Genomic DNA, 13,690 nt, shown 5'->3' with positions numbered 1-13,690 from the left:
GGTAGGCGGTGGCGTGCTGGTGGCAGAGTGCGCGGGCGGTGGCCGGGACGCCGACGTCGGAGGCGATCAGGGCGGCCTGGTTGTAGACCGTGGAGGCCATGCTCGGGTCGCCTTGCTGCACTGCGGTGTTGGCGAGTTCTGTCAGCGCTTGCACGCGCTGGGGCAGGGGGAGGCAGGCGGGGCGGGGGCGCGCGACGAGTGGGAAGCGCTGGGCTACGGAGTCAGGAAGTTTCCACATGGTCTGTGGCTCCCCTCTCGGTGGTGGGGTCCGGGCCGAAGATGACCGTCTTCGCGGCGGCTGTGAGCGTGGCCTGTGTGGCGTAGGGCAGGCCGATTCGGTTCCAGGCGAAGATCACGTGGTGGGCCAGGACGTCGCGCAGGCCACGGTGGAGTTGCCCGGAGGCTGTGAGGTCGGCCAGTTCCCTTCCGGCGTCGGCGTAAGCGCGGGCCCAACCGGCGGGGCGGGCAAGCGGTCCGCCGGGCTGCATTGCGTACTGCGGGTCCACGGAGAGCAGGCGGCGTACGGCGGTGTGCAACTGGTCGCGGCTCTCCGGCTCGGCGACGGTGGGTAGGGGGCGGTGGGCGGCGACTCGGGCCCAGACATCGCCCTGCTCGTACCAATCCAGTCCCGCGGATCGCATCATGAGGCTGCACAGCATGAGGGATGTCTCGCGGCGGTGGTGGCCGGCTCCGCTCTGGAGGAAGTCGACGAGGCTGCGGCTGTCGTAGTGGAAGAGGCGGTGTGCGGATGCCATGGTTTCGGCGCCGCCGAACGCGTGGACCTCGGGTTCGTAGATGATCTCCGTCCACCCTTTGACGTATCCCTCGGCCGTCAGCACGTCGAGGCCGTGGCCGATGTGGTCGTGGCCGTCGGCGGTGGGCTGGTAGCGCACGCGCCAGCAGGGTTGCTTGCGGACGATGAACCACGCGGTGAGGGTGCCTTCGTCCTCTGCGGCGCGCAGGAGCGGGGCGAGTTTGGCCAAGGCTGTGATCTCGGCGCGTTCCCAGTTCCGGAAGGCGACGTTCGCCTGGCGCCAGGTGGGTGGGTTCATGATGTGGCCTCCAGAGTTCACGCCAGGGCGAGGAAGGTGTCCCAGTGCGGTGCGGGCGCGTGGCCTGTGCCGACGGTGTGCAGGGCGAGGGCCGCCCCGGCGGCTCCGTCGAGGAGTTCGGGTTCGTGGTTGGTTCGGTCGAGCGCGGCGATCAGGCGGCTGGTCAGGCACGGCAGCTCGGCGGTGATCTCGGGGTTGTCCGTCTCGGTGGCCATCCGCCACGCGGCGTGCAGCAGTCCGGCCATGCCGTGGCACAGCCCGATCTCGGGCAGCTTGGACAGTTCCCGCGGGTCGCGCAGGGTCGCAAGGATCGCGTTCTCGGCAGCCCGTACGCGTGCCGCGTCGCCAAGAGCGAGCCCGGCCAACTGCTGGGCGCGGGCGGTGCCGCTGACTCCGTAGCACCAGGACGGCCGGGGACGAAGGCCGGAATGGACGTGGTTGTCGGTTGCCTGCTGCATCGAGATATAGCCCGGCCACCAGGGGGCGGTCTCGTCGCCTTGGCGCCAGTGGTCGGTCCAGGCGCAGATCCGCTCGACGGCGCTGGCCATGCCGGGCACGGGCAGACCACCGAGCAGGGCCTTGGACAGCACGGACAAGGTGGAGCCGATGCCGTGCGCGAGCCCGAAGTTCCCATGGCCACACGGGTAGTCGGCGTGGGGTGCGCCGGTGGGCGCGACGTTCATCCACCAGGGCGGCAGCTCGGCAGGGTCGGGCAGGGGCTCGGTCAGGCGTACCAGGTAGGCCAGGACATCCCGCGTGATCTCGTGGTGGGGTTGGCGGCTCAGGTGGTAGGCGCCCAGCCCTGACAGGCCCTGGATGAGGTCGAATTCCTCCATAGGGGGCCGCTCGGCGCCGGTGATGCGCTGGTGGGCTGTGTCCAGGCGTTTCCGGGTGACGGTGATGGTCGCAGTGTCCAGGCGTTCGAGGACGCGTACGTACCGGCTCGATGCGTCGGCGGCGCGGTGCGTGACGAACGCGAGGGCCGGGGCGCCGAAGTAGAGGTTCGCGTTGGCCGCCGCGCTGATGTCGCCGTGCAGGGCTGTGGCCAGCCAGGTGTGCGCGGTGTCCCAGTCGCCGTGACCGGTCCGGGCGCGCTCGATGTGCAGCAGGGCGATGCCCGAGGCTCCTCCGGCGAGCGACTGCGGCCAGGCCCGGCCGCCCTCGGGCCGGCCGCCGGGCCACACGGTGTGCGGGTCGGTCAGCGTGTGGGCCAGTTGGCCGGCGGCGGACAGTGCGGTGGAGGCGGGAGCTGTCGTGGTCACGGTGTCCTCCTTGCTCGTGCCGTCCAGCTCAGGGCGGCGGCTCTGGCCAGGTGCAGATGCGTGCGCTCCTCGGCCAGGTACGGCCCGTGCACCCGGACCTGGTGGAGGTGCAGCAGGTCCGGCAGCAGATCGCTGGGGTGCATGTCCGCGTCCGTGAGCGCGCGGCGGTACGCGGTCAGTGCCTCGTGCCGCGCGGACCAGGCCGCAGTGACGCGCTCGTCCAGTCCCGCAGGGCGGTTGGTCACCAGGCCGACGGCTTGGCGATAGATGGCCCGGGGCGGAGCGGCTGGGGAGGTGCGAGTGTGTTCGATGAGCCACTGCATCGCCGCGGCCCGGTCACCGATCAGACAGGTGGCGATGTCGACCATGCTCGCGGCTGTCATCGCGCGGACGTCCGTCCCGCCCGCCTCGGCCTGAGCGGTGAGTTGAGCCAGCGCGGCGGTGGAGTCGGCGGCGAAATACCGCTCGGCCACATCGATCACAGTAGGGCCGCCGAACCGTGCGGTCTCCGGGTGGTAGGTCTCCACACCGGCGTGGGTGATCAGGCTGTGGTGCCGGAGTCGTCGGGTCCACTGGCCGATGTGCTCGAAGACGCTGCCGAGGGCTCCTGGGGCGCATGTGAGGCGAACGCGAAGGTGGTCGTCAGGGTCTCGGTAGCGGACGAACCACCATGCAGGAGTGACCAGTTCGTCCAGCAGGGTCGGCAGGTGCCGGATCAGGAGAGAGTTCTGCCGGTCGCGGTGGCCGTGGAGCTGGAGGTAGATGCGGTTGTCGCAGCCGGGCAGGTGACCGTGCTCGCGGTTGACGGCGTGGCCGGAAGTCCGAACGGGGGCGATGTTCTGGTCCGTGGCCAGGGGGATGACGACTTCGTGTGCTCGGCCGCCGGTCCATCCCAGGTGCTCGGGCTGGGGAGCGGGGCGTAGCGTCACCTTGCCGTCGCGGTCCACATGGGTTCGCAGCAGGGCACGGTGGGATGGCTCTGTCAGGTCCAGGGCGATGGACTGGTCGGCCTCGCTCAGGTACACCCGCTCGGGCAGGTGTACGTCGTGGCGCCATCGGGTCAGGGCCTCGTCCCATTGCGGCCACGGTGCCGGCGCGGCGGGAAGGGCTTCACTGGTGAGGAGCCAGCGGGCTGGGGACAGGATTGTCCGTCCGTAGCGGAGCGCGGGCAGGAACGGCAGATTGGAGGCGGCGGTGCCCCACATGAATCCGGTGCAGGGAACGGCCAGAGCGACGGGCGCCTCGGCCAGGAACCGGGCCAGCGGATGCGAGTGGTGGCCCAGGTCCACAGCGTTGAGCAGCAGCGTGTGCACCGGGCGGTGGCGGGAGAGCGAGACCAGGTGCAGGCGTTCGGCATCGGCGGTGACCGCCAGGTCCGTGACGGGGACGAGGCTGGTGTCCGGGCCTTGGTAGTCGCCGAGCGAGATCACCAGCTCGGTCGCCTGCGGGGCGCGTGCGACGTTCTGGGCGCGTACGGATAGCGGAGTGGAGCTGATCTGGGCGACGAGCGCACCTTGATGCACCCCGGGCAGTCCGGCGTACGCCTCGGTCATACGGTGGCGGTCCTCGTCGTTAAGCAGGTTCAGGAAGCGACCGGCCGTAGCGCCGGCCGAGCGAGCCACCCCCACCACGTGCAGGGTGAACTCACCCTGTTGAAGGGCGTCGACGCTCGCGGCGTCGATGCGTACGGTCAGCTCAGTGCTGGGCTGGACGGGATGACCGGGATCTGTGGTGGCCAGTTCCTCGATCGCGGCATCGTCGAGCTGGACTTCGAGCCGGCGCTGCATCCCGGCGGCGTGGGCGAGTTTGATGAGGCGGCCGTCACGGTCGGGCAGCGGGGAGGGCGCCGGTGTGGTGGTGGCTCCGAGGAAGCCGGGCGGATATCCGAGCGCGTCGATGGCCTCCAGTACGGGGACGATCGCCCGCGGCCCGTACCGTTCCAGAAAGCGGCCGTGCCACTCGGCCCAGCCGGTCAGCGCCGCTCGGGGAGCGAGGCGGATCAGCGCCTTGGCCGCCGCAGCCGCCTCATGGGCCATCACAGCCGGCACGGTCAGCTCCCAGTCCACCCGCAGGTCGAGCACGGGCCGGGGAGTCTCACGTATCTCTGCTGCTTCGGCCGGAGCGAGGTGCTGTGCGTGTTCCAAAAGACCGGCGAGCGGGTCGGTGACGGTCATCGCCGGGCGGAGACTGGTGAGAAGGACCCGTTGCTTGACCAAGCCGACGATGAGCTTGTCAATCGTGGCGGCCGGCGCGCTCGGGAACCTGATGGAGAGCTTCGCGGCGAGGTCGCTCCACAGGATCGGGGTCCGGGCACCGTCCAGCGCTTCGCGGACCGGCGCGGTCACACGAACATGTACGTGCTCCGGACCTCCGTCGGCGGTTCCGCTCGGGCGGTGCTCGATCACGACGTGCCCGTCGCGTTCGACGGCGAGGGAGGAAGCGAGCAGCATCAAGTGGGTTCGCAGCGCCGGATGCTGCTCGAAGCGGTCGACGAGAGCCGTGCTGCGTGCCCCGTCGGGTCTGGCGACGACGTGGTGTCCGGTGCCCACGCGGAGTACGGGTGCGGTGCCGATTCGCGCGGCTGCGACGCCGGCGAACAGACCGAACGGGGTGGCGCGTGTGCGGGCGCGCAGCAGGTAGCGCAGAACGGCGAACACCGTGCGCCGTACGGTGGGGGCGGGTAGCGGTCGGCCGGCGCAGATCTCTTCCACCCGGCTTGTGAGGTCGGGACTGGCGGCCGTGACGGCGGCTGCGAAATCGGGCAGCTGCCAGGTCTGTTGCAGCCACGCCCGCCATGACGTCGTGTTCGCGGACGCGCTGACGAGGTCCGGCCAGACAGTCTCGTGATCGGGGTGCCATGCAGCCGCCCTGACCAGTGCCGCATCAACGTGACGGTACATATGCCCCTCCTGTCGACGGGCGGTGCTCGGCCGCACCCATGGGCTGGGTGTGGCCGAGCACCGCGATGAACGCGATCAGGTACTGCTACGGGCAGCTCACGCACGCGGTCGCGCACGTGGAGTTGCAGCCGTCGCTCGTCAGGCGGATGAGCTGGTCCGCGGCGGGGCCGCCCTCGACGATGGTGATGTCCAGGTCGAAGCCGGTGAGGTCCTGCTCTTCGGTGGCCGGCCGCACCGGAGCGACCGGGCGCTCCATCTGAACGGTCATGCATGCCTCCTTGGGGAAGTTCGCTGATGGTTCACGGTCCCGGGGCCCGAGAGCCCCGGAGTCTCAGTTCCAGGCCACCGTGACGATGCCGTGGCGTCGTCGTACGGCGTCCCGGGGCAGGGGAGTGGGGGCGGCGCCCGGCAGGTACCGGAACGTCGCGGCTCCCCGGCGGCGGTGGTCCTGGGCCCAGCGGCGGAGCACATGCACGTACTCCTCTGCGAGCGCCTCCGCCTGCGGACCGTGGGCGATCACGCCGCTCTCGAAGCCGCCGGTGTCCTCGTTCTCGCGGCGGGTCCGGTAGGCGATGCTGTCCTCGCTCACCAGGGCGGGCACGCCGTACAGGGCGGACGCTTCCACGAGGCCGTGCTCGACGGCGTCCTTGTCGGCGTGCAGGCGGGCCGCGCTCGACAGGTTGAGAGTGAGGTACAGCTCCAGCTCGTCGGGCAGCTCGTACGCCGCTCCGGACCAGCGTTCCAGCCTAGGTGTGTCCAGGGCGTGGTTCAGCGCCTGGGCGTTGAGGGGCACCCGGACGTCATCGGTCTGCAGAGCGACGCCGTCCCGCAGCATCGCCTTGCGCTCCTCCGCGGCGCCTTCGCCCTGCATAGGAACGAAACGGGCCAGACCGTACGAGCGGCTGATCAGGCCGTCGTCGTCGCGGTCAAAGGCGATCGAACGGGTCGTGCCGCACATTGTCAGCGGGACGACGAGCCTGCCTTTGGCCGTCAGCCCACTGATCCACGAGGTGGGGATGACCCACGCGGCTGCGGTGACGATGATCCGGTCGTACGGCGCTCCATCGGGAACACCGGTTTCGCCGTCTGCGAGGACCGTCTTCACCTGGCCGTACCCGGCGTCGTCCAGGCACAGCCGTGCGCGGTCGATGATGTCGCGGTCGATGTCGACCGTGGTGACCGCCCCGTCGCCGCCCACGAGTTCCTGGATGAGCGCGGCGTTGTACCCGCCGGATCCAATCTCCAGCACCCTCATGCCGGGCTCGATGTCGGCCTGCTCCAGCATCACGGCCTGGAGGTGGGCCGCGGACATGACGCTGATGTCCAGGCCGTGCTCGTCCTTCTTGACCGGCACGGTGCGGTGGAGGTCGTAGGCGAGTTCCAAAGGCGCGTCCGGCGCGAACCGGTGCCGGGGTACCGCGGCGAATGCAGCGGCGACAGGCTCGGACGTGATCCCGTCCTGATCACGGAGCGCGCGGACCATGTCCGCGCGCAGCACGTCGGGATCGCGAACAGTCGAGTCGCTAGCAGTAGTCATTCCGTTACCGTCATTTCCTTTGTGATTTCTGGTCGGTCGGGGATGGCGAGGAGCCGGTGGGAAGGAGGTTCCTTCCTGTGCGATACGTCCGGCGCCGAGCCGTGTTCCGGGTCCGGCTCGGTGTGCTCGGATTTACACAGCAGGACCGTGCTCAGATTGACTGCGCGTCTGCTTTTCAGTTCGTAATGCCTGGCCATGGACTCGATGAGAGTCTGCGCTGGCGCCAATCAGGCTGAACGCGAATTCGTACTGTGCCACCGCTGCTGGATCGTCAACCAGCTGGCCAGACGCGAAGCATTTCAGATAGGCAAGTGTTGGTGCGTCAGAGAAGGCCATCAGCTTCAGTGCACCGTCAATTGCAGGGTGTCCGCCAGCTGCGAATGGCAGTACCTGTACAACGATGCGGCGCCGACGCCCCAACTCGGCGATGTGGCGCAGTGCCTCCGCCATCACCGCAGGGCCGCCGATCATTCGCTGAAGGACAGCCTCGTCAAGTACCGTCCACACGGTGGGCTCTGGGTGCTGGAGCATCTTTGCGCGTTCGAGCGCGGGCGTAATGAGTTCATTGATTGCCTCCTCGGCTGCCGTCGGGAGGCAGGAACGGAGGGCTGCCTGCGCGTAGGCTTTTGTCTGCAAGATACCGGGAATGTGCTGCGGGGCATACTCCTGGATGCGTTTTGCGCTCTGTTCGGCTTTGACTGCTTCAGTGCTTTGGTCCGGCTGCCGTAAATCCTTCAGTGCTGCACACACCCGGAAGAAATACCCTCCGGAGTCGAGGATTTCGTCGAGCTTGATCGCGATTTCGGGCCGCATTCTGCGCGTACCCGACTCCAGCATTCCGATGAAGGCGCCGGTCAGGAACAGCAGCCGCCCCACCTCGCTCTGCGACATTTCTTTCTTTTCGCGCTGGTATCTGAGCTCTGCGCCGATCAGGGCATGGACTGACGGTGCCGTGTCCAGCGGCTTGGGCTGCACGAGACTCCTCGGACTTACGAACGATGACAGGGCGGTGGAGCGGACCTTGTGGGCTTGTCCGCAGGGCCAAGGTGGAGCCGGGACAGCAGGAGCGGCCCGGTCGACAGAACGCTCATGACAGCGCCTCCACCAGCAGATCAACCAGGCCGAGGACAGCGACGGCCAAGCGACGCGTCTGCCCACGTATGAGAAGGGCGCTGTTGGACCGGGCCTCGGCCCATACGGTTTGCACTCTGTCTACGGCCTCGGTGACCGCCGGGCCGGAGTGCCAGTCGGCGACGCGCACGAGCAGCGGCAGCACGGTTCGGAGCTGCGCGTCAGCCTGGTAGATCTCCTCGGCACCCGGATCGGCGTGTTCTCCGAGCACCGCCTCCAGAGTGTCGCAAAGAGGGTTGAAGACGGGCATCGCAACAGGGACGTCCGACGCGGGTACTGCGGGGCGAGGATGGTACGAGTCGATGGTCAGCGGCGCCAAAAGCCCAGCCCGCCGGGTCACCGTACGGACAGGGACGCCGAAGTCAGCAAGCGGTTCCGCCACTGTCACCGCGGACATCACGGCGTCCCCAGCGGGATTCTGCACCAGGTTTCCGCGCCGCCGTCGCTGGTTCCCCAGCTCCCGCCGGCTTCCTCCACCAGGCTCTCGACGAGTAGGAGGCCGCGCCCCGACACGGCGTTGTCATCCGCGTGTCTGGGTGTGGCGCGACCCGGCATACCGTCGATGACGGCAATGCGCAGAAACCCGTCCCGTACGACAAGGCGCAGGCAAATCTCCGTGGTACCGCTGTGCACTATTGCGTTGGTGACCAGTTCGGAGACGAGCAGCATCACCATGTCGGTCAGCGCTTCAAGGCCGCAGTACTTCAGTTTCGCGGCGGCGATTCGGCGCATGACGCCGACCCGGCAGGCGTCCTCAGCGCGCGGCGGTCCACCACCGCGCTGGGGAGAGATCTTGATGTGCTCGGTCATCACTTCCCCGTCGCGGCGGTGGCGCGCGCGAGGTGTCCGTACGGCTGTCGTCGTCATCACGTCCTCTGGGGGTGGCGGGCCCGCCGATACAACGGGCCACTGTCCAGCGCGCTCGTTTGGACGCGCTCAGCGAGGCTGTTGATCAGCGTGGTCGCCTATGCCATGCCACCGCCATGTCAGGGAGCTGCCGTTTCGCTGCCGCCAGGACAGCGGTCTGACACTTGACTGTCGGCCAACTGCCATCTGCCGAGAATGTGTTGCACTGGTGAGCGGCTGCGGTATCCCCTTCGTGCAAAGGGATCGATCGTAGGCGGGTTGCCGAGCCAACAGGCCAAGGCTTGATTAGTGGGGGCGATGTGACGGAACAATCCGAGACGCTGCTCAAGCTCCTGTGCGAAAAGCGCAACTTGAGCGCCCCCGACTTCGTGGAGCTGTTCGACAGGACCGCCGACGAGGTCGTGGGAAAGGGTGTCAACAACCCGACGTGCAGCGAGCGGACGGTATTCCGGTGGAGAGCGGGACGGACCCGCCCCGAGTCGCTGTCCGCTGATACCCGTCGCGTGTTGCAGGCCATGTTCGGCTGTGATGTCGCGGCGCTGTTGACTCCTCCCCCGCTCGCCGAAGATTCCCCGGCACCCGCGTTCAATCTGGAGCACGAGATCAACATGACCGCACGCGATGCTCAGGACGACGCCAGCGCAACAGCCGCGGCGTCCGTCTCCGACACCAGCCTCGACCAGCTCACCGACGACGTGGCGTCGCTCGCGCACGCCTACGCTTCCCTCCCGCCGATTGAGGCATTTCGGCGCGGCCGGGTGCTCCAGGAGGAGCTTCACAGCCAGCGGGATCGCACGCAGATCCCCGCCCAGCAGCAGCGTCTCCTCGAATTGACGGGCCAGACGATGGCGCTGCTCGCTGCGGCGGCCTTCGACCTCGGCTCCTTCACCAACGCTCGCCGCCTGGCCCGTGCGGCTGACCTCTACGGGGAGAGCGCACGCTTCGAGCCGCTGCGGGCGTACGCGGACGGCATCCTCGCGTACGTCGCCTACTTCACGGGCATGCCTGCCGAGGCTGTCAGCAAGGCGCGACGGGCCCAGACGTACGGTGGCCTGGGCGACATCGCCCGGCGCCGGCTTCTGGCCATCGAGGCGCGCGCACACGGATACCTCGGCGACACCGATTCGGCCCGCCACACTCTCCGGCTCTCCCTGGAGGCCGATAGCGGGACACGCGACGATCTCCACGACGGTGTCGGAGGCGAATTCGGGTTCAGCGCTGAGCGCTTGGCCATGTCCAGCAGTTCGACCGCACTCTTGATCCACGACGGGGACCAAGCCGAGCAGTCGGCACGCCGGGCTCTCGAACTCATCAGCCGGAAGCCGCAGGCCAGCCGCTCGGCGCATGTCCTCGGAGGTGCCGCTGCGGACCTCGCCATGGCCCGGCTCCTGTCGAACGACATCGAGGGAGCGGCTGACGCGCTGACGCCCCTATGGAGTATCCCCGGGGACCAGCGAGTGACCGGGGTCCTCGTACGGACGGGCCAGATCCAGCAGTTCCTCACACAACCGGCGTACCGCACCTCGACGCTGCCGCGCGAACTGCGCGACCGGGTCGAGGACTTCACCCGCACCGCGAGCAATCACCAACTCAGTACGCGCTCCGCGCTGCTCCAGTTGGAAGCCTGACTCAGGCAAGAGAAGCGAGGATCTTTGCCTCCTTCTCCGGGGCGATCCCGTGTTCCGCCCACCTCGGGTGGTCCACGGGACGCCCGTCGGCGGCGAGCCACGCCCAGGTGTCACGGATGGATTCGGCGATCGGCCGGCACCGCAAGCCCGCGGCGACCGCCCGGCTGGAGTCGACCGACCAGACACCCGCGTGCGTGCGCCACAGAGGCAGCTCGGTCCACTGCGCGACGCCGTGATCGGTCAGGGCGCCCGGTTCCACCCACTCCAGTGTCCCGACCCCGCCGGTGACGGCCAGGCACTCACCGAGAAAGCCGGCGAAGGTGATGCCGTCGGGGTGGGTGACGTTGTACCCGCCGCTCGTCTCGCCGGCCGCCTGGTCGAGTGCGAACTCGGCGACATCGCGGACATCGACCGGTTGGATCCGCTGGCCGCTCGGAGCGGGCGCCAGAATCTTCCCGCCGCGCTTGGCCCGGGTCAGCCACCAAGGGAGTCGCCCGACGTACTCGCCGGGCCCCAGAATGACCCCGGGGCGCAGAAACACCGCCGCGTCACCGAACACCTCGGTCACGGCCCGCTCTCCGCCGGCCTTCTGGAAGCCGTAGACGGTGGGGCTGCCGTCCTCGCCGGTGTACCCGTACGTCTCGTCCGCGTCCGCAGGACAGTCCAGCAACGGCGAGTGGTCGGTGAGGGCCTGGTGCGGCCAGCCCTGGTAGACGGACACCGTGGAGATGTGCACCCAACGCCGGGCCACAGCACGGAGGGCAGTGGTAGCCAGGAGCACATCGCGGGGCGGGAAGTCGGAACTGGACGTGTCGATAACGGCGTCCCACGGCCCTTGCAGGGCAAGGCGCTCGAGGTCACTCCGGTCCGTACGGTCCCCGTGAGCGGGCTCGACGCCTTCGACGTCGTGTCCGGACCGCCCCCGGTTGAAGGTGGTCACCGCCCACCCTCTCGCCAGCCCTCCTTGCGCGATGCTCTTGCCCAGGAACCAGGTACCGCCGATAACGAGAATCCTCATGCCTGCGATCTTGCCGCCCCTGCGCGGAAGAGTCATCGGCGTACAGGGAAACCTTGCTGAACGAGTCACGCCAGGTACGGCTCAATACTGGGGATGGCAGGCCCGTGGCTGCTCGGTCTGCAAGCCCGCGCGGCCGCTCGCCTCGGCGATGCGGAGATGGTGCTCCTCCGGACCCCGCCGGACCAGTGGCCTCCCGCTGCCTGATCTCGGCGACTGCGACCCAAGCTGCGACCATCAACGTTATGCCCGGTGAGAGCATGAGCGGAGGGTACGAGATTCGAACTCGTGAGGGGTTGCCCCCAACGCGCTTTCCGACTGTGGTGGTGGTGTGAGGGCGCGTGCAGGGACGTTCACCTGCGTTCATGGGTGGCTACCTCTGGGGCTTCGCCCCGGCGTCCGGTCCGCTCTAAACGGCCGTGCACGGCACTGAATGAGACAGAAACTGAGACGAGTCGGCTGCGCTGGCCCAGCTTCCCACATGGTCAGCTGCGTGGCCACGGTCACTTCAGGTCTGGGTGTCCGGAGAACCGCAGCGCTGGCACGGCCGATACCCCACACCCTGTGCATCACCCAGCAGCATCCAACTGGCTTCCTCCAGGTGTCGCCCGCCGCCGACCATGAGGCCGCAACGCTCGTCACCGTGGAAGACATCACGGCTACCCGCAGCGCTGGCACGGACCAGTACCGCTGGCTCCCCCGACTGGTTGCCCCCTTCGTCCGAGTAGCACTCCTGCATGTACTCCATCGCGTCACGTTGGCCAAACGCGCTGGTATAGGGCAGTTCTCTTCCCTGCATCCACAAACTTCGTCCACACCGTGCCCCGTTGCTTGGTCAGCCAGGTGTACCGCAAGTCGCCCCTCTAAGCCGCGCATTTCGAGGAAATGCAGCAGGGCCTTGCTTGACAGTGCTTGGAAGCTCAGCGCTTCCGCTGAGCTGGGTTGCCATGCGCCGGATGCCCCAATGCTGTCAGTGACCTCATCCTGCGCATCACCGCGATACGCGGGTGCGGCTCTCGTCCTCGATCGGCTCGTCCTCGATCAGCTTCCACTCGGGGTGGAAGTCGGGGTGGTCGGCATACGCCGCTACGAGTTGCTCGATCACTGGCTGGCGGAACCGCGTCCACTGTTTGATGACCAGGCCACCTGCGAAGGAGTGCTCCCACTCCCCCAGCTCCCGCTGCGGCGCGAATACCCATTCCATGAGCCTGCGCTTCGCCTCGGCGTCGGCAAGGATCCGGTCCCGCAGCCGGTCCACGTCCTCGTTCTTGCTGGGCTTCAGTGATTTGGCCGCATGTTCGTCCTCACGAAGACGGGCCTTAAGGAACTCCACCATGACATCGAAGTCGTGTCTCATCGCTGCCCCTTTGTCGGTAAAATGCTGAGGAGCCATCATCTACCCACCCCATGGCGCTCCAGGGCTTCTTGCTGAGGCACGCCACCTATGCTGCAGCAGCCCGCCCTCGCCGGTCAGCTGCAAGCCCTCGGCCTGGGCCCGGCTCACCAACTCGTCGATCAGCTGGTTATCCACGGCCTTCGCCGACACCGCCGCTGCCGACTCGACAGCCTCGTGCTCGGCCACGTTCTCACTGGTCATCGATGCATCTTCCATGATCGGGAGTTACACCGAACGATTTACAGTCCCGGAGGGAGCGACTACGCGTAGTCGGTGCCATCGGCCTTGCTGGCAGCTGTCCACCAGGACATCAGTCGGACAGTCATCTCTTCGGGCTCTGACGGCAGAGGGGTAAGACCGAAGTGAGCCTCCAACTCGTGCCGCAGAAAATCACGGATCTCCGTCTGGTCGGCGCCGCCCCGGAACCGCTGGAGGAGAGGGGTGAGCATGCAGTCGTACTCGTCCTGCGCATTCTCAGCTACGCCGATCGGATCCCACTCATTGAGCAGATGCCGCAGGCTGTTCTCGGTGACGTCGGTTCCAGATCGCATCGCTCCAGGGTGCCACCCGGGAACCGCTGTCATCACGCACCCCCACCTTGATCTAAACGAAACCGCCTGGGTGCGGATCGGTATGTTCGTCCGCATTGCTCTTGCCGAAAAGGTACTTGATGCGGCCCCGGGTACTGCCCATACCGATGATGATCTTGTCGTCGGCGGCTCACTGCCTTTGTCACCTGGGCAATGGCGGGGTCTAGCTCGGTGATCGCCGCTTCGACCTGTCTATGTTTTCCCGGGCAGGGGATGTGACGGGTCAGCGTGTGGTGCGGCGGGTGTAGGGCTCTGGTGCCGGTCGGGCTGGGGAGGCGGTTGAGTGGTGATTGGAGGTGGGGTGGGTGAGTG

General features: G+C 67.8%; 12 protein-coding genes and 2 pseudogenes. 1 reads left to right on the top strand and 13 read right to left on the bottom strand.

Annotated elements, in window-relative coordinates:
- From WH07_RS37760 to WH07_RS19585, 9 genes and pseudogenes are all read right to left on the bottom strand, one after another.
- A pseudogene (locus WH07_RS37760) lies at window positions 1-238 on the bottom strand (hypothetical protein); the annotation flags it as partial.
- A complete protein-coding gene (locus tag WH07_RS19620) occupies window positions 222-1,052 on the bottom strand; it encodes a thiopeptide-type bacteriocin biosynthesis protein (RefSeq protein ID WP_046501520.1) in 831 nt (276 codons plus the stop codon). The gene WH07_RS19620 and the pseudogene WH07_RS37760, both read right to left, overlap by 17 nt.
- Window positions 1,053-1,069: 17 nt before the next feature.
- Window positions 1,070-2,314 (bottom strand): lanthionine synthetase C family protein, encoded by a 1,245-nt coding sequence (locus WH07_RS19615; RefSeq protein ID WP_046501517.1) that lies wholly within the window; start codon window positions 2,312-2,314, stop codon window positions 1,070-1,072.
- The gene (locus WH07_RS19610) at window positions 2,311-5,214 is read right to left on the bottom strand and encodes a lantibiotic dehydratase (protein ID WP_046501515.1); all 2,904 of its coding nucleotides are present in this window, start codon (window positions 5,212-5,214) and stop codon (window positions 2,311-2,313) included. The genes WH07_RS19615 and WH07_RS19610 overlap by 4 nt, the downstream gene beginning before the upstream one ends.
- 85 nt (window positions 5,215-5,299) lie before the next feature.
- Window positions 5,300-5,482, bottom strand: coding sequence for an FxLD family lanthipeptide (locus WH07_RS19605; protein ID WP_046501512.1), 183 nt, complete (start codon window positions 5,480-5,482; stop codon window positions 5,300-5,302).
- A 63-nt stretch (window positions 5,483-5,545) separates the two neighbouring features.
- Entirely contained in the window at window positions 5,546-6,751 is a 1,206-nt protein-coding gene (fxlM, locus tag WH07_RS19600) for a methyltransferase, FxLD system (protein WP_046501510.1), read from the bottom strand.
- A 132-nt stretch (window positions 6,752-6,883) separates the two neighbouring features.
- Complete coding sequence (locus tag WH07_RS19595) at window positions 6,884-7,726, bottom strand: helix-turn-helix domain-containing protein (RefSeq protein ID WP_063775794.1); 843 nt, start codon at window positions 7,724-7,726, stop codon at window positions 6,884-6,886.
- A 112-nt stretch (window positions 7,727-7,838) separates the two neighbouring features.
- Window positions 7,839-8,132 (bottom strand): DUF6415 family natural product biosynthesis protein, encoded by a 294-nt coding sequence (locus WH07_RS39850; protein ID WP_157877385.1) that lies wholly within the window; start codon window positions 8,130-8,132, stop codon window positions 7,839-7,841.
- A 146-nt stretch (window positions 8,133-8,278) separates the two neighbouring features.
- Window positions 8,279-8,692: an ATP-binding protein gene (locus WH07_RS19585; RefSeq protein WP_232788973.1), complete on the bottom strand. Its 414-nt coding sequence runs from the start codon at window positions 8,690-8,692 to the stop codon at window positions 8,279-8,281.
- 356 nt (window positions 8,693-9,048) lie between these two features.
- Here WH07_RS19585 and WH07_RS19580 point away from each other — a divergent pair, with 356 nt between their 5' ends.
- Complete coding sequence (locus WH07_RS19580; protein ID WP_052744478.1) at window positions 9,049-10,377, top strand: hypothetical protein; 1,329 nt, start codon at window positions 9,049-9,051, stop codon at window positions 10,375-10,377.
- Between the two features lies 1 nt (window position 10,378).
- Here the strand turns inward: WH07_RS19580 and WH07_RS19575 are convergent, their stop codons facing one another.
- The 4 genes and pseudogenes from WH07_RS19575 to WH07_RS19555 form a co-directional block, all read right to left on the bottom strand.
- On the bottom strand, window positions 10,379-11,395 hold the full coding sequence (locus tag WH07_RS19575) for an NAD-dependent epimerase/dehydratase family protein (protein WP_046501505.1): 1,017 nt from the start codon (window positions 11,393-11,395) through the stop codon (window positions 10,379-10,381).
- 988 nt (window positions 11,396-12,383) lie between these two features.
- On the bottom strand, window positions 12,384-12,749 hold the full coding sequence (locus WH07_RS19565; RefSeq protein ID WP_046501523.1) for a DUF6221 family protein: 366 nt from the start codon (window positions 12,747-12,749) through the stop codon (window positions 12,384-12,386).
- A gap of 90 nt (window positions 12,750-12,839) precedes the next feature.
- Window positions 12,840-12,989: pseudogene (locus WH07_RS19560) on the bottom strand (IS256 family transposase); the annotation flags it as partial.
- Window positions 12,990-13,048: 59 nt separating this feature from the next.
- The gene (locus WH07_RS19555) at window positions 13,049-13,339 is read right to left on the bottom strand and encodes a hypothetical protein (protein WP_046501495.1); all 291 of its coding nucleotides are present in this window, start codon (window positions 13,337-13,339) and stop codon (window positions 13,049-13,051) included.
- Window positions 13,340-13,690: the final 351 nt, after the last annotated feature.

Origin of the sequence: Streptomyces odonnellii (genome assembly GCF_000981895.1) — a bacterium.
Lineage (GTDB): Bacteria > Actinomycetota > Actinomycetes > Streptomycetales > Streptomycetaceae > Streptomyces > Streptomyces odonnellii.
The sequence above is the reverse complement of the archived record's forward strand: the minus strand, read 5'-3'. Positions and strand labels throughout refer to the sequence as shown.

What these genes read in the sequence shown, in the direction of transcription:
- WH07_RS19610 (WP_046501515.1), bottom strand. Translation starts at nt 5,214, where the DNA reads ATGTACCGTCACGTTGATGCGGCACTGGTCAGGGCGGCTGCATGGCAC.
- WH07_RS39850 (WP_157877385.1), bottom strand. Translation starts at nt 8,132, where the DNA reads ATGCCCGTCTTCAACCCTCTTTGCGACACTCTGGAGGCGGTGCTCGGA.
- WH07_RS19620 (WP_046501520.1), bottom strand. Translation starts at nt 1,052, where the DNA reads ATGAACCCACCCACCTGGCGCCAGGCGAACGTCGCCTTCCGGAACTGG.
- WH07_RS19565 (WP_046501523.1), bottom strand. Translation starts at nt 12,749, where the DNA reads ATGAGACACGACTTCGATGTCATGGTGGAGTTCCTTAAGGCCCGTCTT.
- fxlM (WP_046501510.1), bottom strand. Translation starts at nt 6,751, where the DNA reads ATGACTACTGCTAGCGACTCGACTGTTCGCGATCCCGACGTGCTGCGC.
- WH07_RS19575 (WP_046501505.1), bottom strand. Translation starts at nt 11,395, where the DNA reads ATGAGGATTCTCGTTATCGGCGGTACCTGGTTCCTGGGCAAGAGCATC.
- WH07_RS19555 (WP_046501495.1), bottom strand. Translation starts at nt 13,339, where the DNA reads ATGCGATCTGGAACCGACGTCACCGAGAACAGCCTGCGGCATCTGCTC.
- WH07_RS19605 (WP_046501512.1), bottom strand. Translation starts at nt 5,482, where the DNA reads ATGACCGTTCAGATGGAGCGCCCGGTCGCTCCGGTGCGGCCGGCCACC.
- WH07_RS19585 (WP_232788973.1), bottom strand. Translation starts at nt 8,692, where the DNA reads ATGACCGAGCACATCAAGATCTCTCCCCAGCGCGGTGGTGGACCGCCG.